This window comes from Pseudomonas sp. PS02302 (genome assembly GCF_029959585.1).
Lineage (GTDB): Bacteria > Pseudomonadota > Gammaproteobacteria > Pseudomonadales > Pseudomonadaceae > Chryseomonas > Chryseomonas aestiva.
In genome coordinates this window covers 101311-122336 of the sequence record NZ_JASCON010000002.1, presented here as the reverse complement: position 1 = coordinate 122336, position 21026 = coordinate 101311, and the positions used below count along the sequence as shown (strand labels likewise).

The following is a 21026-nucleotide window of genomic DNA, read 5'->3' as shown; positions in this document are numbered from 1 at the left end:
GCCCTTGGTTCGGGGCAGCAATCGGCCAGGATCTGACATTGCCGGTAAAAGCCTGCCTGTCGATGACAAGGGCGGTAGGGCAGTCATTCGTCAGCGAGACGAGAGGACCTTCCTTGACAGCCAGATTGTCTGGGCAAATACTCGCTGCAAGATTCATATAGATGACTAGATAACAAGGTGAATAAAGTCGATGAATTCTTTATCCAGCGATGCCCGACTGCCGCTGTATCAACGCCTGCGTGACCAATTGGCGGAGCAGATCGCCAATAATCGCTGGCGTCCGGGGGAGGCGATCCCTACTGAAGCGGCGCTGTCTGCGGAATATCAACTGTCCACCGGTACGGTGCGCAAGGCGATTGATGCCTTGGTCAGTGAGGGCATTCTGGAACGTCAGCAAGGGCGCGGGACGTTCATTCGACGGGCGCAGTTTCAATCCTCCTTGTTCCGTTTCTTCCGATTCCAGACGGTTTCCGGTGAGCGCCAGGTCCCGGAGAGTCGCATCCTCTCGATCGAGCCCGTTGCCGCACCTTCGGCCGTAGCGCAAGCGCTAGGGTTGCCCGCCGATGCGTTGGTCATTCGTATTGTCCGTGTGCGTCTGCTCGATGTTAAGCCGGTGCTCGCCGAAGAAATCTGGCTGCCCCGCCAGCGGTTCCAGGCGCTGCTGGAGATCGACCTCAGTCGCGAAGGGCCGCTGCTGTATCCGATCTACGAAGAAGTGTGCGGACAGGTTGTTGCATCGGCCGAAGAAACGCTGACCGCCGAATCGGTGAATGACGTGCATGCCCGCCTGCTCCAGGTACCGGTCAACAGTCCGGTGATCGTGATCGAGCGCTTGGCCCGCGATTACGCGGGTAGCCCGCTGGAGTGGCGTCGCTCGCGCGGCCACGCGGAGCATTTCCGCTACAGCGTGGATATTCGCTAACGCCTGTCTGCGTAGCCAAGCGTTCTGCGGCGGCTAGATCGCCGCCCGATTGCTGTTTGGTTGCCAACGTCGATCCTGTCGCGGCGGGTTGGCCGTCGGCTGTCTTGCGTAACACCTATAAGGATAAGACTCATGTTCAGCTGGTATCGCCAAATCACTCCTCGTGAGCGCAAGACATTTTGGGCCTGCTTCGGCGGATGGTCGCTCGACGCCTTGGAAGTACAGATGTTCGGTCTGGCGATTCCGGCGCTGATCGCCGCTTTCGCGCTGACCAAGGGCGATGCCGGATTGATCAGCGGCGTTACCCTCGTCACCTCGGCACTCGGTGGCTGGGTGGGTGGGACATTGTCTGACCGCTACGGCCGTGTGCGCACCTTGCAGTCGATGATTTTGTGGTTCTCGTTCTTCACCTTCCTCTCGGCTTTCGTCACGGGCTTCAATCAGCTGTTGGTGGTCAAGGCGCTGCAGGGTTTCGGGCTTGGCGGGGAGTGGGCGGCCGGCGCGGTGCTGATGGCCGAGACGATCAATCCGCGCTATCGCGGCAAGGTCATGGGCACTGTACAAAGTGCCTGGGCGGTGGGTTGGGGCCTGGCGGTCGGGGTGTTCACCCTGATCTATACCGCTGTGCCACAGGACATGGCCTGGCGTGTGATGTTCCTTGTCGGGTTGCTGCCGTCGTTCCTGATCTTCTGGGTACGTCGTAACGTTGAGGAGCCGGACAGCTTCCGGCGTCTGCAAGAAGGCAACGCCATTCCGCAGGGTTTCTTCACGTCGCTCGCGGGCATTTTTCGCCCGGAACTGATTCGCGTGACGCTGTTTGGCGGGCTTCTGGGACTGGGCGCGCACGGTGGCTATCACGCGGTAATGACCTGGTTACCCACTTTTCTCAAGACCGAGCGCAATCTGTCTGTGCTGAACTCGGGCGGCTATCTGGCGGTGATCATCTTCGCCTTCTGGTGTGGTTGTGTGGCCAGCGGTTATTTGATCGATCGCATTGGCCGTCGAAAAAACATTGTGCTGTTTGCCTTGTGCTGCGTAGTCACGGTGCAGTGCTACGTATTTCTGCCGCTGACCAATACGCAGATGCTGTTCCTGGGGTTCCCGCTGGGGTTCTTCGCCGCCGGTATTCCGGCCAGTCTGGGCGCGTTCTTCAACGAACTTTACCCGGCCGATGTACGCGGCGCCGGCGTTGGCTTTTGCTACAACTTTGGCCGGGTGCTGTCCGCTGTATTTCCATTCCTGGTCGGGCACATGAGTGATTCCATGTCCCTGGGTTCGGCGATCGGTATCGATGCCGGAATCGCCTACGGCGTGGGGGTACTTGCCGCACTTTGCCTGCCTGAAACCCGGGGCAGGGACCTAGAAGCCAATGCCACCTCCGTTCCGGCCACTATCAACGGCAATCAGCGCGCTCGGGCGTGATGATCCCCACCTTCAGTAGATAAAACCCATGTCAGCTTCCCGCTCCAAGTCGATCACCGGCATTGACGCCCATGCCCATGTGTTCAGCCGTGATCTGCAGCTGATAGGTGCACGCCGCTACAGTCCTGAGTACGACGCCACGCTTGACCAGTACCTTGAGCATTTGCAAGCCCATGGTCTGAGTCACGGTGTATTGGTTCAACCAAGTTTCCTTGGCACCGACAATAGCTACCTGTTGGCGGCGTTGAAGCAAGCACCTCAGCAATTGCGCGGTGTGGTCGTGCTGGAGCCCGGCATCAGTCGTTCTACCTTGAAGGACATGGCGCAACTGGGCGTGGTCGGCGTGCGCCTGAACCTGATCGGCAAGGCGTTACCTGATTTTCGTGACAGTGCCTGGCAAGGGTTTTTCCGCGATATCGCCGATCTCGACTGGCATGTCGAGTTGCACCGGGAAGTCAGGGATCTGCCGGGCTTGATCCGGCAATTGACGCCGTTCGGCGTGAAATTGGTGATCGATCACCTGGGGCGGCCGGACGCGAATGCGGGTCTCGATCAGCCCGGGTTTGGCGAGTTGCTCGAGGCCGGATCGAAAGGCTCGATCTGGATCAAGGTATCGGGAATCTATCGTCTGGGAGGTACGCCACAACAGAGCATTGATTTCGCTCGAAGGGCATTACCGCTGCTGGAAAAAAGCGTTGGCCTGCATCAGTTGGTATGGGGCAGCGACTGGCCGCATACGCAGCATGAACAAAGCATTGATTTCGCCACCGCTGTCGACCAGTTGCAAGCCTTGGAGCTTTCGGCGCAAGCCAGCGCCGCGCTGCTGGTGCAGGCGCCTCGCCGGTTATTTGGTTTCTAGAAAGACGAACGCTGCAACCTAGCCATTGCAGAGGCCATTCATCTCACCCTCTTACAAGAGTTTGGCATTAGCCCAACCGAGAACCTTTCATGACTCCCTTAGATATAAATCTGTTACTGACTGCATTGATCAGCGTCGTGGTGCTGGTAGTGCTGATCGTCTCGCGCCTCAAAATGCACCCGCTGCTGGCGTTGCTGGTGGTTTCCGTCGGCGTAGGCTTTGCAACCGGTATGGAGCCAGATCGCATCGTCTCCCAGCTGGTCACCGGCGCCGGCAAGACACTGGGGGCTGTGGGGGTGGTCATCGCGCTGGGGGCGATGCTCGGCAAGATACTTGCGGACGCCGGCGTCACCGAGCAGATCGCCGCGGTCATCCTCAGGCGCACATCGGATCGGATGATTCCGTGGGCGATGATGATGGTCGCGTTCGTGATTGGCATTCCGATGTTTTTCGAGGTCGGCCTGGTGATCATGCTGCCGCTGATCTTCAGCGTGGCGCGCAAGCTGGAAAGTCAGGCGCGCTTCAAGGGTTCAGCCTATGTCTATGTGGGCGTTCCGGTGATTGCCGCACTGGCCGCCATGCACGGTATGGTCCCGCCGCACCCTGGCCCGTTGACGGCCATCGCCGCGCTGAAAACCTCGGTCGGGCCGACCATGCTCTATGGTTTCCTGGCGGCTATCCCGGCCATGATCCTGGGCGGCCCACTGTATGGCGCTTTCATTTCCCCGCGCATGAGCACTCGGCCCGATCAGGTGTTGCTGGATCAGTTCACCCTGGCTGAAAAAGCCGACGATAAGCCAGGCCCCAGCGTATACCTTGGCGTGCTGGCAGCCTTGCTGCCGGCGATCCTGATGCTGATCCATGCCGTCGCCGAGATGGTATTGGCCAAGGACAATGCGCTGCTGAAAATGGCCGGTTTCCTCGGCAATCCGCTGATAGCGATGCTGCTGGGCGTGCTGTTCGCCGGGGCGAGCCTGGTACTCGCGCGCGGCGACGATGCGGAGCAATTGCGCGAATCGCTGGGCAAGAGCCTCAAGCCAATCGCCTCGATCATCATGATCATCGCCGGCGGCGGTGCCTTTCAGCAGCTGCTGACCAGCGCCAAGGTGGGCGATGCGATTGTCCACCTGACTCAGCAGTCGGCGTTCCCTCCGCTGGTCCTCGGCTGGTTGATCGCCATGTTGCTTTCGGTCTCTACCGGTTCCGCCACGGTAGGTATCGTAGGGGCTGCCGGCTTGCTGGCGCCGCTTGCCGGTGCTGATCCCAGCCTCAACCTGCCACTGCTGGCCTTGTCCATCGGCTGCGGCTCGCTGTTCTTCAACTACGCCAACCATGCAGGTTTCTGGATGGTGAAGGAATCCTTCGGCATGACGATGGGCGAAGCCACCAAGACTATTTCGGTGGTGCAATCGATCGTCGCCGTGGTCGGTTTGATCGTGGTGTTGCTGTTGAACGTGGTCGTGTAATGACCTGAGGCGGCGTCAAATCAGGACGCCGCCCTCTGTGAAACCCCTTATCTGAACGGGCGCCGCTCGGCACCCGTCCCTCCCTGGGCGCCACCCGCCTGTTCAGATAGGTAACAGCCCCTCGGTCTTGACTTCGTTCAGCACGAAAAAGGTGCGCACCTGGCGCACGCCGGGCAGGGCGATCAGCCGTTCGCTGTGCAGGCGATTGAAGGCGGCGATGTCCTTGACCCTGAGCTTGATGAAGTAGTCGACGTCGCCTGCCACCAGGTAACACTCCAGCACCGGGGGCAGGGCGCGGGCGGCCGCTTCGAAGGCCTGGAAGGAATCCGGGGTCGATCTGTCCAGCACCACGCCTACCAGTACCGCGGTTTCCCGTTGCACCGCCTTGGGGTCCACATGGGCCCTGACGCTGGTGATGACGCCGCTCTCGAACAGCTTGCGCGTGTGGTTCCAGCAGGCGCTCGGGCTCAGGGCAACCTGGCGCGCGAGCTCGGCATTGCTCAGCCGGCCGTCCTGCTGCAGGGCGCGCAGGATCTTGCGTTCTACCGGGGTCAGTTCCGCAGCTTCGCTCATCGAAAGATTCTCCTTGGAAAGCGGTTGTTGGAGGAACATCCATGCGGATTCTGGGATTCGTTCAAAAGGAAAGCAGATTTCGTACCGCTCATTCGAAAGCACCTTTTTCAGGGTTTTCCCTAGCATTGAAGGCGTTCTCTCACCACTGGAGTCGCTGCTATGTCCCTGGATCTCGAAAAGCGTTTTCCCCGCGTCAAGCTCGGTTATTTCCCATCGCCCCTGCACAAGCTGGAGCGCATGTCGAAGGACCTCGGTATCGAACTCTGGGCCAAGCGTGACGACGTGTCCTCCGGTCTCGCCTATGGCGGCAACAAGGTGCGCAAGCTGGAATGGCTGGCCGCCGATGCCCTGGCACAGGGCTGCGACACCCTGGTCTCCATCGGCAACATCCAGTCCAACCACACGCGCCAGGTCGCTGCCGTCGCCGCGGTGCTGGGCATGAAGTGCCGGCTGGTTCAGGAGGAGTGGACCAAGTGGGAAGACCCGGTCTACGACAAGGTCGGCAACATCCTGCTGTCCCGCCTGATGGGCGCCCAGACGCTGCTGGAAGGCGAGGGCTATTCCACCGCGGTGAAGGCGACCTGGGAGCGCGCGCTGGATGAGGTGCGGCGTGAGGGCGGCAAGCCCTACGCCATTCCCGCCGGCGCTTCGGACCATCCGCTGGGTGGCCTCGGCTATGCCCATTTCGCCGATGAACTGGCTGGTCAGGAGCGCGAGCAGGGCCTCTTCTTCGATACCGTGGTGACGGCCACCTGTACCGGTTCTACCCAGGGCGGCATGGTGGTGGGCTTTCGCGCCCAGGAGCGCGAGCGGCGCCTGATCGGCATCGACACGGCGGCGGACGCCGAGATGACCCGCGCCGCGGTGACCAAGATCGCGCGCAACACCGCCGAGATGATCGGCCTGAAGCAGGAGATCCGCGACGAAGATGTCATCATCGAGCCCCGCTTCTGCGGACCGGACTATGGCCTGCCGGATGGTCCCACCGTCGAGGCCATCCGCTACACCGCGCAGATGGAGGGGATGCTCACCGACCCGGTCTACGAGGGCAAATCCATGGCCGGGCTGATCGCCATGGCGCGCAGTGGCGAGATCGCCAAGGGCAGCCGGGTACTCTATGTTCACCTCGGGGGTGCCCCGGCGCTCAACGCCTACCACAACGCCTTCGCCTGAACCCAAAACCACGACCGATCACCAGGAGCTCCCGCATGACGAGCCAATGCTGGACAGCGGTAGACGACCTCCGACCGGCCGTGGCGCTGGTCATCCTGCATGGCGATCTCGACCCCGCGGTAACGGCGGAATTGCGCAGCGGCTTGCCCGGCTGCAGCGACCTCCCGGTGCTGCAGCTGGAGGACGTCGGCGGGCTGCACGAGGAGTGGCTCACCCTGGGTCCGCAGAGCCGGATCGTACGGCTGTTGTCCCGGCTGGGCGGTGACTGCCTGCTGCTGGCGGTCGAGCCGGCGGGCTCGAACCAGCTGGAATGGCTGGGATCGGTCGCCGGTCAACGGCTGCAACAGTTTACGAGCGGCACGCCCACGTGGGAGCTGATTGCCCGGCTGCAGCAGCTCAGACGCGAACGCCTGCTGGCGGTGTTGCCGCTTTGAGCGTAGCCGTCAGGCCAGCCGCTCGACCTGTTCGGCGATCAGCGCCCTGATCGCGCGCAGACAGCGCAACTCGCCGGCGAAGACCGCCCGCAACTCCGGTCGCGCGCCGGCCAGGGCCTGGTTTTCCCGCTCGGTCTGTTCCAGCAACTGCTGAGCCTGCAGGGACAGGCGCTGGCGCAGGCGTTGCAACTGGGCAGCAGCCGGCGAGCGCTTGATACCCAGTGCTTCGGCGGCATCCAGCAGTCGCTCGCGGTCGATGGCCACCAGCCGGTTTTCACCCAGGATTGGCCAGGCGAGGGTGGTCGCGTCCGGCCAGCGCTGCTGATCGAAGGCGCGGCTCTCGTATACGGCCGTGCAGAGCAGGTCATAGCAGGGCGCGAGGGCCAGCCCACGGGGTGAGACCAGAAAGCCCAGATTCTTCAGATGGGCATCGGTATTGCCCACCAGCACGTTGAACGCCAGCCAGTTGAATAGCCGCGTCCGGGTCACGGCGGGCGCCTCGCACAGCAGGGCCAGTTCGGCCAGGCGCTCCACGCTACCCGCCTGGTACTTGAAATGACGGTCCAGCCCCAGCACCTGGCAGGCGTCGATGCCGTGGCGCCGTTGCCAGCCGCCCGGGGTACGGACGCGGTCGAAGCGCTCGATCAGATAGACCGGCTCGGGCACGTAGCGGCGCTCGACGGCGGGAACCATCAGCCCGGCCAGACCCGCCAGGCGCATGGTGAACCACTCGTTGATCACCGAATGGGCGAAGGCCTCGTGGGGATGGTCCGGCTTGAGGATATGGGTGGAGGGCAGGGCGCCCACGGGTTCCTGCAGCCCCTGGTCATCGAGGATCACCGCCAGCTTGTGCTGGGCGCCGGCCAGCGACATGCGCTTGTGCGCCTCGTGGGTCAGCGGCAGCTGCGGCATGGCCTGGATCCGCCGGGAGAGATCGGCATCGCTCAGGCGGCGGCTATCCCCCGGCGGTAGGTGCTGACCTTCGGCGAGCAGGGTAAGGGAGCCGGCGGATTCGGCGCCGTACCAGCTCAGCAGGGCGAAGGCATCGGCGGCATCCAGGCGCGCATCCTGGGCGAGCAGTTGCCGCTGGCCTTCCTCGGGCAGCAGGTTGTCGAAGTACCACTGCACCGGTCGCTGCGAACTGCCATCGATCAGCGGCTCGCGCTGCAAGGGCAATTGCGGACAGAGCCCGAAGGCCTGCCAACCGGGCTCGTACCGGAACGACCAGATACCGTTCTCGTCAGCCAGCCGACCCACCAGCTGGTCGTCGATCCAGGCCAGGAGTTCACGCCTCATGGTGTCCGGGTATCCGGCTGGGCTGCCACTTCAGGGGGCAGATCCACGATCAGACGCACCCCCAGGCCTTCCAGTACCTGGAACAGCTTGCCCCATTGGACGGTTTCGCCACCGCGCTCGACCTTGCCGAGAAAGTTTTCACTGACGCCGAGACTGCCGGCGGCATCGTCCTGGCGCAGCGACTGGGCCTTGCGCGCTTGACGGACGAGGGCGCCCAGGTCGGCGGCATTCTTGAGTATCACCTGCATGATTTATCCTCACGAGCGTGGGGATCAGGCTAACGCCAAAGGGAAAGGCAGCGCAATCCTCAAGAACGTGAGGATTTCCATTGCTGATAACGCTGCACATACAAAATCCTTTCGATCATGAGGATTTTAATCTTCTACTAACGTCGCGCCCCCAGTTGCTGGGGTGCCAGAAAGGCGCTGTGGAAGTAGCTGCGAAAGGCCTGCATGGCCGGTGTCAGGGAGTGCTCGCGGTGCCAGGCCAGCCCCACGCTCATGGGCGTGATGGGCTCTACCAGGGTGCGCGTCTCCAGGCGCTTGCCCTCCAGCGACCAGGGACGATAGACCAAGTCGGAGAGGATAGCCACGCCGCTACCGTTGGCCACCATGCTGCGCACGGCTTCCACCGAGCTGGTACGCAAGCGCACCTGGGGTTCAAGGCCTGACTGGCGCCAGTAGCGCCTGGCGCTCTGTTCCGCCTCGTCGACGGTCAGCAGCACATAGGGCTCGCGGGCGACATCGGCCAGGCTGACATTGGGTCGATCGCGCAGGGGATGGCCACTGGGCAGCCAGAGACGGCGTTCGGAATTGAAGAGCGTCTCGGAGACGATGTCCTCGTGGGTCAGGTTGGCGGTCAGAACCACCGCCATGTCGATGCGCCTGTCCAGCAGCGCCTCCTCGATGGCCTGACGCTCCTGTTCATGCACCGCCACCGTCACCTCGGGATAGAGCTGCGCCAGGCGTTGCAGATGGTGCGGCAGGAAGTAGCCGATCACCGTATAGCTGGCGGCGATGCGCAGTTCGCCGCTGGCGCGATGGTCGGGCAGGGCGCTGCTCAGGGCATCGTCGACCCCGCGCAGGATGCCGTAGGCATGGTTGAGGAAATGCCGGCCGGCATCGGTCAGCGCCATTCCTTGTGCCGAGCGGACGAACAGACTCGCGCCCAGCAGACTCTCCAGTTCCTGGATGGCACTGGTCACCGCCGACTGGGAAATGTTCAGGTGGATGGCCGCCTGGGAGATCTGCCCCAATTCGGCGGTCGCGCTGAAGTAGCGTAGCTGACGCAAGGTAAGGGCCATCACGACTGTCCTGAGGTATCGATTTTTCCGAACGCCGGACCTTGGATAATAAATCTTCCCAAGGGGGCAGGGCAGTCCTAAGGTCGAGGACACCGCACCAATGCCAGGGAATACCGCAATGATCGAGGTGGACTTCAATTCCGACATGGGCGAGGGCTTTGGCGCCTGGACGCTGGGCGATGGCGTGGATGACCAGCTGCTCGACCTGGTCAGTTCGGCCAATATCGCCACCGGCTTCCATGCCGGCGATCCCGCCCTCATGCAGCGCACCGTGCGGCAGGCCAAGGCGCGCAACGTAGCCATCGGCGCCCATCCGGGCTATCGCGATCTGGTGGGTTTCGGCCGCCGGCCCCTGCAGATGCCCGCCGAAGAACTGGTGGCCGATATCGTCTATCAGCTCGGCGCCCTGCGTGAATTCGCCCGGTTGCATGGCCTGCGGCTGCAGCACCTCAAACCCCATGGCGCGCTGTTCATGCACCTGGCGCGGGACGAGGCGCCTGCCCGGCTGCTGGTGGAGACGCTGCAACGGCTCGAACCCGGGCTGCTGCTCTATTGCCTGCCCGATTCGGCCACCTGGCGAATCGGGCGCGAGCTGGGCCAGCCCCTGGTACGCGAGTTCTATGCCGACCGGGACTACGACGCCAGCGGGTCCATCGTGCTGGTCCGGCGCATGGGTGCGCTGGATCCCCAGGCCGTGGCCGAACGGGTGCTCAGAGCCTGCCAGCAGGGAAGGGTCGCCACGGTGGAGGGGGGCGAGGTCGAGGTGGCCTTTGAATCCATCTGCCTGCACAGCGATACCCCCGGCGCGCTGGGCCTGGCCCAGGCCATCCGCCAGCGCCTGGACGCCGCCGGCATCGCCATCCGCGCTCCGGGCGCCGGCTAGTTTTCCTGCGGACACCGGCGCCAAGACGCCGGGTCCTCCAGTCCTTCGCTACGCCTGCCTTTCCGACAACATTGCCTAGAAGAGGAATCGTCATGGCCGAACATTCGGTGCTCTCGCCCTTGCCCGGAACGTTCTATCGCAAACCCACGCCCGATGCGGCGCCCTATGTGGAGGTCGGGGAAACCGTCACCGCCGGCACGGTGATCGGCCTGGTCGAGGTGATGAAGCAATTCTCGGAGGTCCACGCCGAGGTGGACGGGACCCTGACGGCCTTCGCGGTGGAGGACGGTGACCCGGTCGAGCCGGGTCAGTTGCTGGCCACCCTGAGCGGAGCCGCCTCGTGAATACGCCAGGGAGCGGCATCCGCCGTCTGCTGGTGGCCAATCGTGGCGAGATCGCCGTTCGTATCCTGCGCGCCGCCAAGGCGCTGGACATCGAGACGGTGCTGGCCTGCAGCGAGGCCGACCAGGATTCGCTGGCGGCGCGCCAGGCCGATGCCGTGGTGGTGATCGGCCCGGCGCGGGCGGATCGCAGCTACCTCGATATAGCGGCCCTGCTCAAGGCCTTACGTGACAGCGGCGCCGATGCGGTGCATCCCGGCTATGGCTTTCTGGCCGAGAACGCCGCCTTTGCCGATGCAGTGGAGGCGGCGGGTGCCGTCTTCGTCGGCCCTTCGGGTGACATCATCCGCCGCATGGGCGACAAGGCCGAGGCACGACGCACCGCGCAGGCGGCTGGCGTCCCGGTGGTCCCGGGCTCTGCCAGCGAACCGGCTGATATAGAGGCCGCCATAGCGGCAGCCGAGACGGTGGGCTATCCGCTGCTGATCAAGGCAGCGGCCGGAGGAGGAGGCCGGGGCATCCGCCTGGCCCGCGACGCCGCCGAGCTGGCGCGGGAATTTCCCGTCGCCCAGCGTGAAGCCCAGACCGCCTTTGGCAGCGGCGCCCTCTATCTGGAGCGCTTCATCGAGCGCGCTCGTCATATAGAGGTGCAGATCCTTGGCGATGGCCAGCGCGCCGTGCATCTGTTCGAGCGCGAATGCTCGTTGCAGCGGCGCCGCCAGAAGCTCCTGGAAGAAGCGCCATCGCCGGTGCTGAGCGCTGCCCAGCGCGAGACCCTCTGCGCCAGCGCGGTACGCCTGGCCGAACGCCTCGGCTATCGCGGCGCGGGGACCCTGGAATACCTGTTCGATGAAGCCCGCGGCGAATTCTTCTTCATCGAGATGAACACCCGCATCCAGGTCGAGCACCCGGTCTCCGAGATGGTCACCGGTATCGATCTGGTCCAGGCCATGCTGCGCATCGCCGGGGGTGAACCCCTGGGGCTGCGCCAGGAAGACATCCATCTGCAGGGCGCCGCCATCGAGCTGAGACTCAACGCCGAAGATCCGGCGCGCAACTTCTTTCCCAGCCCCGGGACGGTCGAGCAGCTCGCCTGGCCGCAGGGCCCGGGCATCCGTGTCGACAGTCATCTCTACGCGGGGTATCGGGTGCCGCCTTATTACGACTCGCTGCTGGCCAAGCTCATCGCCCATGGCGCCGATCGCGGCGAGGCCCTGGCCCGTGCCCGCCAGGCGCTGGACGAATTGCGCCTGAGCGGCATGGCCACCACCGCCAGCCTGCATCGCCGTCTGCTGGACGAACCCTGGGTGATCGAAGCGCGCTTCGACACCGGTACCCTGGAACACTGGTTGGCCGAGGAGATTTCCGCATGACGACCGCGATCCGCTATAGCTTCGGCGGCGACGAGCACCTGTTCGTCGAATTGTCCGAAAGCATGTCCCTGGAGGCGTTTTTCCGTGGCCTGGCCATGACCCGTGCGGTGCAGGCGCTGCAATTGCCCGGCATCCACGACATCTGCCTGGCCAATGCCTCCTTCCAGATCCGTTTCGATCCCGACATGCTGCCGCCCGACCGGCTCCTGGCAGCGGTCCAGGGCGTGGAAGACCAGGCGGTGGCCGAGCGCCAACTGGCCACGCGGATGATCGAAATCCCGGTGCTCTACAACGATCCCTGGACCCACGAGACGCTGATGCGCTTTCGCGATCGCCACCAGGATCCGTCCGCAACCGATCTGGAATACGCTGCGCGCAGCAACGGCCTGGCCGACGTCGAAGCCTTTATCGCCGCCCACAGCGGCGCGCCCTGGTTCGTTTCCATGGTGGGTTTCGTCGCCGGATTGCCGTTCATGTTCCAGATGGTGGAGTCCGAGCGGCAGTTGCAGGTCCCCAAGTACCTGCGACCCCGCACCGACACACCCAAGCAGACCCTTGGCCACGGCGGCTGCTTCGGCTGCATCTATTCGGTACGGGGCGCCGGCGGCTACCAGATGTTCGGTGTGACGCCGGCGCCCATCTACGATCCGGCGCAGCGCCTCGATTACCTGCAGGAGCACATGGTGTTCTTCCGGCCCGGCGACATCGTCCGTTTCCGCGCCATCGACCGTGCCGAGTACGACCGGATGCTGGCCGAGGTAGAGGAGGGTAGCTTCACCCTGAATATCCGGCCGGTGGACTTTTCCCTGGACGCGTTCCTCGACGATCCCCGTGGCTATCCGCGCACCCTGATGGAGGAGCCGGCATGATCAAGGTACTCAAACCCGGCCTGGCCACCTCGATCCAGGACCTCGGCCGTGAAGGCTACTACCACCTGGGCATTCCGCCGTCGGGTGCCATGGACAGCTACGCCTTGCGCGCGGCCAATCTGCTGGTGGGCAACGCAGCCGGCGCCGCGGCCCTGGAATGCACCTTGCTCGGTCCGGAGTTGCTCTTCGCCGAAGACGCGCTGGTCGCCCTGAGCGGCGCGCGCATGACGCCACGCCTGGACGGCGCCGAGATGCCGCTGGACGAAGCCTTCAGCGTACGCGCCGGCCAGGTGCTCAAGTTCGATTACCTCAAGGCCGGTGCCCGTGGCTATCTGGCCGTCGCGGGGGGCTTCGCCGTGCCCGAGGTGCTGGGCAGTCGCTCGACGTACACCCTGGGCGGCCTCGGTGGCTTCCAGGGTCGAAGGCTCGCCGCGGGTGACGAACTGACTGTCGGCACCCCGGCGACCGGCGCCAAGCCTGGCGTCCGGTTGCCAGGCGACTTGGTGCCGGCTTGCGGTGGCGAAGTGAGCTTGCGGGTTGTGCCGGGGCTCTATCATCACCGCCTGACCGCGGACGCCGCCGAAGCCTTTTTCGCCGATACCTGGACGGTGGGCTCCGAAGCCGATCGCATCGGCTACAGATTCAAGGGCGGTCGGCCGCTGCAATTCACGCCGCGCGAACAACCCTTTGGCGCCGGCTCGGATCCGTCCAATATCGTCGACAGCTGTTATCCCATCGGCTCGATCCAGGTGCCGGCGGGCCTGGAACCCATCGTCCTGCATCGAGACGCGGTGTCTGGCGGCGGCTACGCCATGATCGGCACGGTCATCAGCAGTGACCTGGATCTGATCGGCCAGCTGCAGCCGAATCAGAAAGCCCGGTTCGTCGCCGTGACCCTGGAAGACGCGCTGGCCGCACGGCGTGTGTACCGGGAGCGCTTACAGCGATTGCAGCAGGTCCTGGCGACCTGAGGGTCGCTTGACGTTGCGGCGATCGGTCTGGAGATCCTGAAGGCGTCGTTCGTAACGGACGCGTCTTCAGGGTCGTCACTCAAGCAAATCCTGCTCGAAGCTGCACGTCTTGCAAAACATGCTGATCGGCAGCGCCAGGGTAGGGAAGCGAGAGTGGAGTCTGCTGGCTGGAATGGAGAGAACGTTAAACGCCGAAGGAGATGGCAAAGGGCAGTTGTCAGCCCAGGCTCATATCCAATTTAACATAATATACATTATGCGAAGTCCTGGTTATGGAGCGCTGCACCGAGTGTCTGCCTTTTCACGCTAGCGGCTTTCTTCAATTTGCCACGACCACGCTACTTTGCCTGGCACTACGACTCCAGGGATTCAGATCGCCGCTTACCGTACACCTGCACCGCAAATTCCGCAGCGCCCGTTTGTACAAGACGCCGACGACAGCTTTAATCGGATGGCGTCCGTTCACGGAGGTCTTTCCGGTTGTCGCGCCTCTGCCTGTGTCACCGCGCGCGAATGTCCTGGGTTTCCAACACGTATTCCATCCCAAGGAGTTTTGCATGGCTTATCAAGCCGCTTCCGATCGCTATGACCGTATTCCTTACCGCCGCGTGGGTCGCAGCGGTCTCGTGCTGCCGGCGCTGTCGCTGGGCCTGTGGCACAACTTCGGCGACACCACGCCGCTGGATCGTCAACGCGCCTTGCTGCGCACCGCCTTCGATCTGGGCATCAATCACTTCGACCTGGCCAACAATTACGGGCCGCCCTATGGCAGCGCCGAGATCAATTTCGGTCGGCTGCTGCGCGAAGACTTCGCGGCCTACCGCGACGAACTCATCATCTCCAGCAAGGCCGGCTGGGACATGTGGCCCGGGCCCTATGGTCAAGGTGGCGGCTCGCGCAAATACGTCCTGGCCAGCCTGGATCAGAGTCTCAAGCGTATGGGCCTGGATTACGTCGACATCTTCTATTCGCACCGTTTCGACGAACACACGCCGCTGGAAGAAACCGCCAGTGCCCTGGCCACGGCGGTCCAGCAAGGCAAGGCGCTCTATATCGGCATCAGCTCCTATTCGGGGACCAAGACCCGGGAAATGGCCAAGTTGCTGGCCGACTGGAAGATCCCGCTACTGATCCATCAGCCGGCCTACAACCTGCTCAATCGCTGGATCGAAAAGGATCTGCTGGACGCGACCGAGGAAATCGGCAGTGGCGTGATCGCCTTTACGCCCCTGGCCCAGGGGTTGCTGACCGACAAGTACCTCAATGGCGTTCCGGCCGAAGCCCGGGTCAATCAGCCCGGTGGCCAGTCGCTGCAGCAAGGTCATCTGTCCGACGAGAACCTGGCCCGGGTACGCGCCCTGGATGCCATCGCCAGGCGCCGCGGCCAGAGCCTGGCGCAGCTGGCCCTGGCCTGGACCCTGCGCGATCCGCGCATCACCAGCGCCCTGATCGGCGCCAGTCGGCCCGAGCAGATCGTGGAAAACGTGGCAGCCCTCGACAACCTGACCTTTACTGCCGAGGAACTGGCCGAGATCGATACCCACGCGGTCGAAGGCGATATCAACCTCTGGGCCAAGCCGTCCAGCGCGGAATAAGGCCCCGTTTGGCGTAGCGGGCGCTCCAGCGTCAGCTACGTCTACCTTTATAGGACCCTGGCAGGGCATAACCACCCTCGCCCGCCCTCACCTCTGCGGCTGCTGACGCCGCGTCCCTATCTGTTCCTGGCGATACTGGCTGGGCGTCTGCCCGGTCTCGTTGCGAAAATGCCGGTTGAAATTGGACAGATTTGAATAGCCCACCTCGAAACAGATGGTGGCAATGGACAGCTCCGCCTGCCGCAGCAGACGACAGGCCCGCTGGATGCGCAGCTTGCGCGCCAATTCGATGAAGCCGTGCCCGGTGATCTTCTTGAAAAAGCGTGAAAACCCCGCCTCGCTCATGCCGACGCGCCTGGCGATCACCGGCAGCCGGATATCCTCGGTAAGTTCGCTCAGCAGATAGTTGAAGGCCTGATGCACCCGTGCGGAACTGCGGGCATCCAGCGCCGGCGCATAACAGGCACTGGCCAGGACGATCCTTTCGCGTTCCGGCGCCCGTGACAGCACGCCCAGCAAGGTGAACAGCTTGAGCAGCCGCTCGGCGCCCCGGGCCTGGCCCATCGCCTCGATCAATGCAGCCGCCTGCCGGGCCGTATCGCCGTTGAACTCCAGACCGCGTCGGGCCTGTTCCAGCAACGGCAGATAATCGCCCAGCTCCTGTGCCACAGCGCTCAACGAGCGCAGCAAGTCACCATTGAACTGGATGACCACATCGCGGCCGGCGAGCACCTCGCCGGGTGGCAGATCACCGATCCAGTCATGCGGCAGATCCGGTCCGATCATGGCCACGTGACCTGCCGCAAAGGGCCCGACATAGTCGCCGGCCAGCAGTCGTCCGCTGCCCTGGCGGATCAGGTGGATCTCGTATTCGGGGTGATGATTCCAGCGCGCCAAGGCATAAGGATAGTCGTGCTCGTACCAGCGAAAGCTCTGGTCGGGCGCGGCGAGGATCACTTCCAGCTCTGCCGGCCGCGCCTCGAGGAAGGCGGTCGCCTTCATGGTGTACCTCTGCGTGTTCAGGTAAGGCCGCACCCGACGGCCTGGCTATCGATGCTTTTTTGACCTCGGCCCACCGAGCGAGCCAGGTCAAAAATGTATCGGCAACTGGTCAGTGCCAGGTTAGCCAGCGGCTTGGCCCTGCTGTTGTAATCCTCTCCAGCGGGCCTGTCGAGGTCAGATTTATATCGGCGGCCAGCCGCTCATAACAACAACAAGCTGCCCGCCGTGGCAGTCACGGAGAGAAGAAGATGAAGCGCCCTATCGCGTTGCTGATGTTGGCCGGTCTCGGACTGACCGGTGTTGCCCAGGCCGTCGAATCGGTCACCGTTGCCACCGTCAACAACAGCGACATGGTGCGCATGCAGCGCCTATCCCAGGTCTTCGAAAAACAGCACCCCGATATCAAGCTCAATTGGGTGGTGCTCGAAGAAAACGTGCTGCGGCAGCGGCTGACCACCGACATCACGACCGGTGGTGGCCAATTCGATGTGCTGACCATCGGCACCTACGAAACACCGCTATGGGGTGCCAAGAACTGGCTGGAGCCGCTCGACAACCTGCCTGCCAGCTATGACGTCGAGGACATCTTCCCGGCGGTCCGCCAGGGGCTGTCGGTCAACAACCATCTCTATGCCCTGCCGTTCTATGGCGAAAGCACCGTCACCTATTATCGCAAGGACCTGTTCAAGGCCGCCGGCCTGCAGATGCCCGACAAACCGACCTGGACGCAACTCGCCGCCTTCGCCAGCCAGCTCAACCAGCCGGACAAGGAGCAATATGGTCTCTGCCTGAGAGGCAAGGCCGGCTGGGGCGAAAACGTCGCGTTGCTCAGCCTGATGGGCAACGCCTTCGGCGCGCGCTGGTTCGACGAACAATGGCAGCCCGAACTGACCAGTCCCGAGTGGACGGCAGCGGCCAATTTCTACGTCGACAACATGAAGAAGTACGGCCCGCCCGGGGCTTCCAGCAACGGCTTCAACGAGAACCTGGCCTTGTTCAACAGCGGCAAGTGCGCGCTCTGGGTGGATGCCAGCGTCGCCGGCTCCTTCACTACCGACAAGAGCCAGAGCAAGGTGGCCGATGCGGTCGGCTTCGCCGCCTCGCCCCATGAGGTCACCGACAAGGGCTCGTCCTGGCTGTATGCCTGGTCGCTGGCGATCCCGGCGAGCGCCAAGCACAAGGAGGCTGCCAAGACCTTCATCACCTGGGCGACCTCCAAGGAATACATCCAGCTGGTGGCCGATCAGGATGGCATCTCCAACGTACCGCCGGGCACTCGCCAGTCCACCTACAGCCAGGCCTATCTGAGCGCTGCGCCCTTCGCCAGGATCACCCTGGAGATGATGCAGCACGCGGACCCGGCTCATCCCTCGGCCAAGCCGGTGCCCTATGTCGGCATCCAGTACGTGACCATTCCCGAGTTCCAGGCCATCGGCACCTCGGTCGGCAAGCTGTTCTCCGCTGCCCTCACCGGCCAGATGAGCGTCGAGCAGGCCCTCAATGCGGCCCAGACCTCGACGACCCGTGAAATGAAACGCGCGGGCTATCTCAAGTAACGTCCCTTTACCCAATGCATGACCGCGCGCTGCACCGCGCGGTCAGTCTCTCGATTGGAGTTAAGACCATGAACAGACTGGAAGGAAAAAGCGCCCTGATCACCGGCGCTGCGCGCGGTATCGGCAAGGCCTTCGCCCAGGCCTACCTGCGGGAAGGCGCGACGGTGGCCATCGCCGACATCAATATCGAAAGAGCCCGGGAGACCGCCAACGAACTGGGCGAGCGCGCCTACGCCCTGGCCATGGACGTCACCGACCAGGCGTCCATCGACACGGCCATCGCCCAGGTGGTCGCCACCGCCGGCAAGCTCGATATCCTGGTCAACAATGCCGCCCTGTTCGACCTGGCACCCATCGTCGAGATCTCGCGGGAAAGCTATGACCGGCTGTTCGCCATCAACGTGGCCGGGCCGCTGTTCACCCTGCAGGCCGCTGCCCGGCAGATGATCGCCCAGGGGCATGGCGGCAAGATCATCAATATGGCCAGCCAGGCCGGGCGCCGCGGCGAAGCCCTGGTTGCCGTCTATTGCGCGACCAAGGCCGCGGTCATCAGCCTGACCCAGTCGGCCGGCCTCGACCTCATCAAGCACCGCATCAACGTCAATGCCATCGCCCCCGGCGTGGTCGGCGGTGAGCATTGGGAGGGTGTGGACGCCCTCTTCGCCCATTACGAGCAACGGCCGCTGGGCGAGAAGAAGCGCCTGGTCGGTGAAGCTGTACCCTACGGCCGGATGGGAACCGCCGAGGACCTGGTCGGCATGGCGCTGTTCCTGGCGTCCAGCGACAGCGATTTCGTGGTCGCCCAGACCTACAACGTCGACGGCGGCAACTGGATGAGCTGATCCACCCTGCAGTCAGCTCAGGTCATGCAGTTCCTTGACGATCGCCGGCCCGATCTGCAGGTCGGCAAAGCTGACCTCCAGGCCCTCGCGCTGCGGCGAGCAGCAATAGGGCCCGACCTGCAGGTCGGCGCCTTCTTCGCTCGCGAACCGGCATAGCCGCAACAGCGGCCAGCTCAGGCTATCCAGGGAATACTGGAGGCGCAACACCTGCCTGTGCAGTGTCATCCGCAGCCAGAAGCCGCGCAGGGCATCAGGCATGGGCCCGAGGGCCCAGTCGGAATGCCCCAGGGTGAGGACGCTGCCCAGATGGGCGATGCCATCGCTGATCTCGAGCCCGGTCTTGCACCACTGCTCACGGCCCTGCCGGACCATCAGGCCGGCCTGGTCGTAGAGCTCGACAAAGGTTCCAGTGATCCGCACCTGAGCGGTGAAGTCCGCGCCGGCCGCATAACCGCGGAAATGCCCGCTGTCACGCTCGAAGCCGTATTGGGTCTTCTGCCAGAAGTCGGTCTCGCGATCGGTGCTGATGTGCAGCAGGCCATCCGTATCGGACCAGCGCGTCGGCTCGTTCAACCAGTGGACAGGCAAGGTCTTCGCAAGGGTCATGACGGTTGTCCGCGGTGGATGGGCTGCGCTCACGATAGATCACGGACGCGAGATGCGCCAAAGCCGGACGGTGAATCGAGCTTCGCGAGCAGCGTGAGCAGCACTTGATGTTGGTCCAGGCGCTGTGCCCTACGCCTGAGACCTTTTCGCAGGCATGAAAAAAGGGAGCCCTAAGGCTCCCCTGTTCAAGTACGTCTGCTGTCCTCTTGTTTTTGTTGTCGGACATCAACGTCATCGATCTTCAGTACGCCCCACCAAGGAGGTGGGAAGTGAACAGATTACTTTGGTTGCTCTGCAGCGTTCCAAAATGATCGGTTCGCGAGCCTTGGCCGTCTTGTTTTTGTTGTGGGCGGTTAGCGGCGCATCTTGTTGTTCTTGTGCCAGTAATAAAGCACTCACCGTGCCAACATTCATAAGTCATTGAAATAGCTAGGTTTGACCGATTTTAGCCTGGCACGGGAACAACTGTTGCGGAGGATTTCGTTACCTTTTCACTCGATGGCGAAGGATCTGGTTACGACATTCACCTGCTCGGTAACGTCATCGGTGGTCAGCGGCTGTAGGTCGAGCGCTTGAGCGTCGCCTCGTTGGTACGCTGGGCAGCAGGTCGTTCGGGATTGTCGGTGGGCAGATACAGCAGCCGCGTGGCCAGCACCTCGCGACGCGGCTTGATGTCGGGTCGCAGCGCCCCGCGCTGGGTACGGTCGAAATCGCGCAGGTCGACGACCTGCATGCCGTCCTGGGCCGGTACCACGAAGACCGGCAGGTTGGCGTGGATCATGGCGTCATAGCGACTCTCCTCGCCGAACCAGAGCATCGCCCGTGGATGCGGGGCGATCTTCTTGTGCCGGACCAGGATGTCGTCGTCCGCCATGCGATTGAGTGCCTGGTGCTCCTGCCATTCCGGCGTGCGATCCAGGGCGGTCCGCTCCCGATCGGCGCGGGCCATGGCGAGGGTCTTGAGTTGCTCGCGTACCTTGGACACCTTGACCCGCTCTCCTCCGGCGGTATGGCCGGCCCAGGTAAAGGTCAGCTGCCGGACCGGATCGGGAAAGCCATGGACCTTGCGGATCAGTTGCTTGGTATTGAAGGCGCCGCCCAGGGCCTTGCGCATGATGCGCGGCCGCGCCTCGGGCGCCAGCTCCAGCTCCAGGCGCGTCTGTTCGATGGCCGCGCTGAAGGCCGCCTTGCAGGTGTTGATGGCCAGGACCTCCTCCATCAGGGGTTCGGTCAGGGCGATATAGCCTGGCAGGCGGCTGACCGTACCCGGCGCCTGGCCGGGCTGCAGGTGGAAGGCCAGCAAGGCATCACGGGTAAGCTCCACCGCAGCGCTACCCTCGAAGGACTCCGCGGCGATGTGGTCCGGTACCCGCTGTTGCGCCAGCAAAGGCAGCCGCCAGACCCGGGCGGCTATTACCTTGCTGGGCCAGCGTTCATTGAAGGTTGCGATGCTCCGCTTCAGCTCTTCGAACGCGCTCTTGATGTCTTCGTGCATAGCCAACTCCAGCCTGATATCTACCAGATTGTAGCATTTGCACGA

General features: G+C 63.5%; 21 protein-coding genes. 14 read left to right on the top strand and 7 right to left on the bottom strand.

Annotated elements, in window-relative coordinates:
• Positions 1 to 190: 190 nt before the first annotated feature.
• From QMX82_RS01525 to QMX82_RS01510, 4 genes are all read left to right on the top strand, one after another.
• Positions 191 to 922: a GntR family transcriptional regulator gene (locus QMX82_RS01525; protein ID WP_133861704.1), complete on the top strand. Its 732-nt coding sequence runs from the start codon at positions 191 to 193 to the stop codon at positions 920 to 922.
• Between the two features lie 132 nt (positions 923 to 1054).
• A complete protein-coding gene (locus tag QMX82_RS01520; protein ID WP_282280943.1) occupies positions 1055 to 2344 on the top strand; it encodes an MFS transporter in 1290 nt (429 codons plus the stop codon).
• 28 nt (positions 2345 to 2372) lie between these two features.
• Positions 2373 to 3203: an amidohydrolase family protein gene (locus tag QMX82_RS01515; protein ID WP_282280942.1), complete on the top strand. Its 831-nt coding sequence runs from the start codon at positions 2373 to 2375 to the stop codon at positions 3201 to 3203.
• An 89-nt stretch (positions 3204 to 3292) separates the two neighbouring features.
• Positions 3293 to 4669: a GntP family permease gene (locus QMX82_RS01510; protein WP_282280941.1), complete on the top strand. Its 1377-nt coding sequence runs from the start codon at positions 3293 to 3295 to the stop codon at positions 4667 to 4669.
• Between the two features lie 102 nt (positions 4670 to 4771).
• Here the strand turns inward: QMX82_RS01510 and QMX82_RS01505 are convergent, their stop codons facing one another.
• Positions 4772 to 5242, bottom strand: coding sequence for an Lrp/AsnC family transcriptional regulator (locus tag QMX82_RS01505; RefSeq protein ID WP_208691226.1), 471 nt, complete (start codon positions 5240 to 5242; stop codon positions 4772 to 4774).
• Between the two features lie 159 nt (positions 5243 to 5401).
• Between QMX82_RS01505 and QMX82_RS01500 the strand changes: the two genes are divergently transcribed.
• Positions 5402 to 6415, top strand: a complete 1014-nt coding sequence (locus QMX82_RS01500) for a 1-aminocyclopropane-1-carboxylate deaminase (RefSeq protein ID WP_133861699.1) — start codon at positions 5402 to 5404, stop codon at positions 6413 to 6415.
• 35 nt (positions 6416 to 6450) lie between these two features.
• A complete protein-coding gene (locus tag QMX82_RS01495) occupies positions 6451 to 6849 on the top strand; it encodes a hypothetical protein (protein WP_208691227.1) in 399 nt (132 codons plus the stop codon).
• A 9-nt stretch (positions 6850 to 6858) separates the two neighbouring features.
• On the opposite strand, the gene QMX82_RS01490 is transcribed toward QMX82_RS01495, so the two are convergent.
• From QMX82_RS01490 to QMX82_RS01480, 3 genes are all read right to left on the bottom strand, one after another.
• Positions 6859 to 8145: a HipA domain-containing protein gene (locus QMX82_RS01490; protein WP_208691228.1), complete on the bottom strand. Its 1287-nt coding sequence runs from the start codon at positions 8143 to 8145 to the stop codon at positions 6859 to 6861.
• Positions 8142 to 8393, bottom strand: coding sequence for a helix-turn-helix domain-containing protein (locus tag QMX82_RS01485; protein ID WP_133861696.1), 252 nt, complete (start codon positions 8391 to 8393; stop codon positions 8142 to 8144). The genes QMX82_RS01490 and QMX82_RS01485 overlap by 4 nt, the downstream gene beginning before the upstream one ends.
• A 137-nt stretch (positions 8394 to 8530) precedes the next feature.
• Entirely contained in the window at positions 8531 to 9448 is a 918-nt protein-coding gene (locus QMX82_RS01480) for a LysR family transcriptional regulator (protein ID WP_208691229.1), read from the bottom strand.
• Between the two features lie 118 nt (positions 9449 to 9566).
• On the opposite strand from QMX82_RS01480, the gene QMX82_RS01475 reads away from it, so the two are divergent.
• The 6 genes from QMX82_RS01475 to mgrA all read left to right on the top strand — a co-directional run bounded on the left by QMX82_RS01475 (position 9567) and on the right by mgrA (position 15480).
• The gene (locus tag QMX82_RS01475; protein WP_282280973.1) at positions 9567 to 10331 is read left to right on the top strand and encodes a 5-oxoprolinase subunit PxpA; all 765 of its coding nucleotides are present in this window, start codon (positions 9567 to 9569) and stop codon (positions 10329 to 10331) included.
• Positions 10332 to 10423: 92 nt separating this feature from the next.
• The gene (locus QMX82_RS01470; RefSeq protein ID WP_158896781.1) at positions 10424 to 10675 is read left to right on the top strand and encodes an acetyl-CoA carboxylase; all 252 of its coding nucleotides are present in this window, start codon (positions 10424 to 10426) and stop codon (positions 10673 to 10675) included.
• 17 nt (positions 10676 to 10692) lie between these two features.
• Positions 10693 to 12045: an acetyl-CoA carboxylase biotin carboxylase subunit gene (locus QMX82_RS01465; RefSeq protein WP_442969366.1), complete on the top strand. Its 1353-nt coding sequence runs from the start codon at positions 10693 to 10695 to the stop codon at positions 12043 to 12045.
• Positions 12042 to 12914 carry a 5-oxoprolinase subunit B family protein gene (locus QMX82_RS01460; protein WP_282280939.1) on the top strand — a complete coding sequence of 291 codons (873 nt, stop codon included), beginning with the start codon at positions 12042 to 12044 and terminating at the stop codon, positions 12912 to 12914. The genes QMX82_RS01465 and QMX82_RS01460 overlap by 4 nt, the downstream gene beginning before the upstream one ends.
• Positions 12911 to 13885: a biotin-dependent carboxyltransferase family protein gene (locus tag QMX82_RS01455; protein ID WP_282280938.1), complete on the top strand. Its 975-nt coding sequence runs from the start codon at positions 12911 to 12913 to the stop codon at positions 13883 to 13885. Before QMX82_RS01460 ends, QMX82_RS01455 begins: the two co-directional genes overlap by 4 nt.
• Positions 13886 to 14442: 557 nt before the next feature.
• The gene (gene mgrA / locus QMX82_RS01450; RefSeq protein WP_282280937.1) at positions 14443 to 15480 is read left to right on the top strand and encodes an L-glyceraldehyde 3-phosphate reductase; all 1038 of its coding nucleotides are present in this window, start codon (positions 14443 to 14445) and stop codon (positions 15478 to 15480) included.
• 87 nt (positions 15481 to 15567) lie between these two features.
• Here the strand turns inward: mgrA and QMX82_RS01445 are convergent, their stop codons facing one another.
• On the bottom strand, positions 15568 to 16482 hold the full coding sequence (locus QMX82_RS01445) for an AraC family transcriptional regulator (protein ID WP_282280936.1): 915 nt from the start codon (positions 16480 to 16482) through the stop codon (positions 15568 to 15570).
• Positions 16483 to 16730: 248 nt separating this feature from the next.
• Here QMX82_RS01445 and QMX82_RS01440 point away from each other — a divergent pair, with 248 nt between their 5' ends.
• Both QMX82_RS01440 and QMX82_RS01435 read left to right on the top strand, forming a co-directional pair.
• Positions 16731 to 18038 carry an ABC transporter substrate-binding protein gene (locus QMX82_RS01440; RefSeq protein WP_282280935.1) on the top strand — a complete coding sequence of 436 codons (1308 nt, stop codon included), beginning with the start codon at positions 16731 to 16733 and terminating at the stop codon, positions 18036 to 18038.
• A gap of 68 nt (positions 18039 to 18106) precedes the next feature.
• Positions 18107 to 18880 carry an L-iditol 2-dehydrogenase gene (locus tag QMX82_RS01435; RefSeq protein WP_282280934.1) on the top strand — a complete coding sequence of 258 codons (774 nt, stop codon included), beginning with the start codon at positions 18107 to 18109 and terminating at the stop codon, positions 18878 to 18880.
• A gap of 12 nt (positions 18881 to 18892) precedes the next feature.
• Here QMX82_RS01435 and QMX82_RS01430 read toward each other — a convergent pair whose 3' ends face one another.
• Positions 18893 to 19486, bottom strand: a complete 594-nt coding sequence (locus QMX82_RS01430; RefSeq protein ID WP_282280933.1) for a DUF1349 domain-containing protein — start codon at positions 19484 to 19486, stop codon at positions 18893 to 18895.
• A 550-nt stretch (positions 19487 to 20036) separates the two neighbouring features.
• Entirely contained in the window at positions 20037 to 20981 is a 945-nt protein-coding gene (locus tag QMX82_RS01425) for a DNA replication terminus site-binding protein (RefSeq protein WP_282280932.1), read from the bottom strand.
• Positions 20982 to 21026: the final 45 nt, after the last annotated feature.

Bases quoted from the DNA above. Each gene is read 5' to 3' on its own strand.
- QMX82_RS01525 (WP_133861704.1), top strand. From the start codon at position 191: ATGAATTCTTTATCCAGCGATGCCCGACTGCCGCTGTATCAACGCCTG.
- QMX82_RS01520 (WP_282280943.1), top strand. From the start codon at position 1,055: ATGTTCAGCTGGTATCGCCAAATCACTCCTCGTGAGCGCAAGACATTT.
- QMX82_RS01515 (WP_282280942.1), top strand. From the start codon at position 2,373: ATGTCAGCTTCCCGCTCCAAGTCGATCACCGGCATTGACGCCCATGCC.
- QMX82_RS01510 (WP_282280941.1), top strand. From the start codon at position 3,293: ATGACTCCCTTAGATATAAATCTGTTACTGACTGCATTGATCAGCGTC.
- QMX82_RS01505 (WP_208691226.1), bottom strand. From the start codon at position 5,242: ATGAGCGAAGCTGCGGAACTGACCCCGGTAGAACGCAAGATCCTGCGC.
- QMX82_RS01500 (WP_133861699.1), top strand. From the start codon at position 5,402: ATGTCCCTGGATCTCGAAAAGCGTTTTCCCCGCGTCAAGCTCGGTTAT.
- QMX82_RS01495 (WP_208691227.1), top strand. From the start codon at position 6,451: ATGACGAGCCAATGCTGGACAGCGGTAGACGACCTCCGACCGGCCGTG.
- QMX82_RS01490 (WP_208691228.1), bottom strand. From the start codon at position 8,145: ATGAGGCGTGAACTCCTGGCCTGGATCGACGACCAGCTGGTGGGTCGG.
- QMX82_RS01485 (WP_133861696.1), bottom strand. From the start codon at position 8,393: ATGCAGGTGATACTCAAGAATGCCGCCGACCTGGGCGCCCTCGTCCGT.
- QMX82_RS01480 (WP_208691229.1), bottom strand. From the start codon at position 9,448: ATGGCCCTTACCTTGCGTCAGCTACGCTACTTCAGCGCGACCGCCGAA.
- QMX82_RS01475 (WP_282280973.1), top strand. From the start codon at position 9,567: ATGATCGAGGTGGACTTCAATTCCGACATGGGCGAGGGCTTTGGCGCC.
- QMX82_RS01470 (WP_158896781.1), top strand. From the start codon at position 10,424: ATGGCCGAACATTCGGTGCTCTCGCCCTTGCCCGGAACGTTCTATCGC.
- QMX82_RS01460 (WP_282280939.1), top strand. From the start codon at position 12,042: ATGACGACCGCGATCCGCTATAGCTTCGGCGGCGACGAGCACCTGTTC.
- QMX82_RS01455 (WP_282280938.1), top strand. From the start codon at position 12,911: ATGATCAAGGTACTCAAACCCGGCCTGGCCACCTCGATCCAGGACCTC.
- mgrA (WP_282280937.1), top strand. From the start codon at position 14,443: ATGGCTTATCAAGCCGCTTCCGATCGCTATGACCGTATTCCTTACCGC.
- QMX82_RS01445 (WP_282280936.1), bottom strand. From the start codon at position 16,482: ATGAAGGCGACCGCCTTCCTCGAGGCGCGGCCGGCAGAGCTGGAAGTG.
- QMX82_RS01440 (WP_282280935.1), top strand. From the start codon at position 16,731: ATGAAGCGCCCTATCGCGTTGCTGATGTTGGCCGGTCTCGGACTGACC.
- QMX82_RS01435 (WP_282280934.1), top strand. From the start codon at position 18,107: ATGAACAGACTGGAAGGAAAAAGCGCCCTGATCACCGGCGCTGCGCGC.
- QMX82_RS01430 (WP_282280933.1), bottom strand. From the start codon at position 19,486: ATGACCCTTGCGAAGACCTTGCCTGTCCACTGGTTGAACGAGCCGACG.
- QMX82_RS01425 (WP_282280932.1), bottom strand. From the start codon at position 20,981: ATGCACGAAGACATCAAGAGCGCGTTCGAAGAGCTGAAGCGGAGCATC.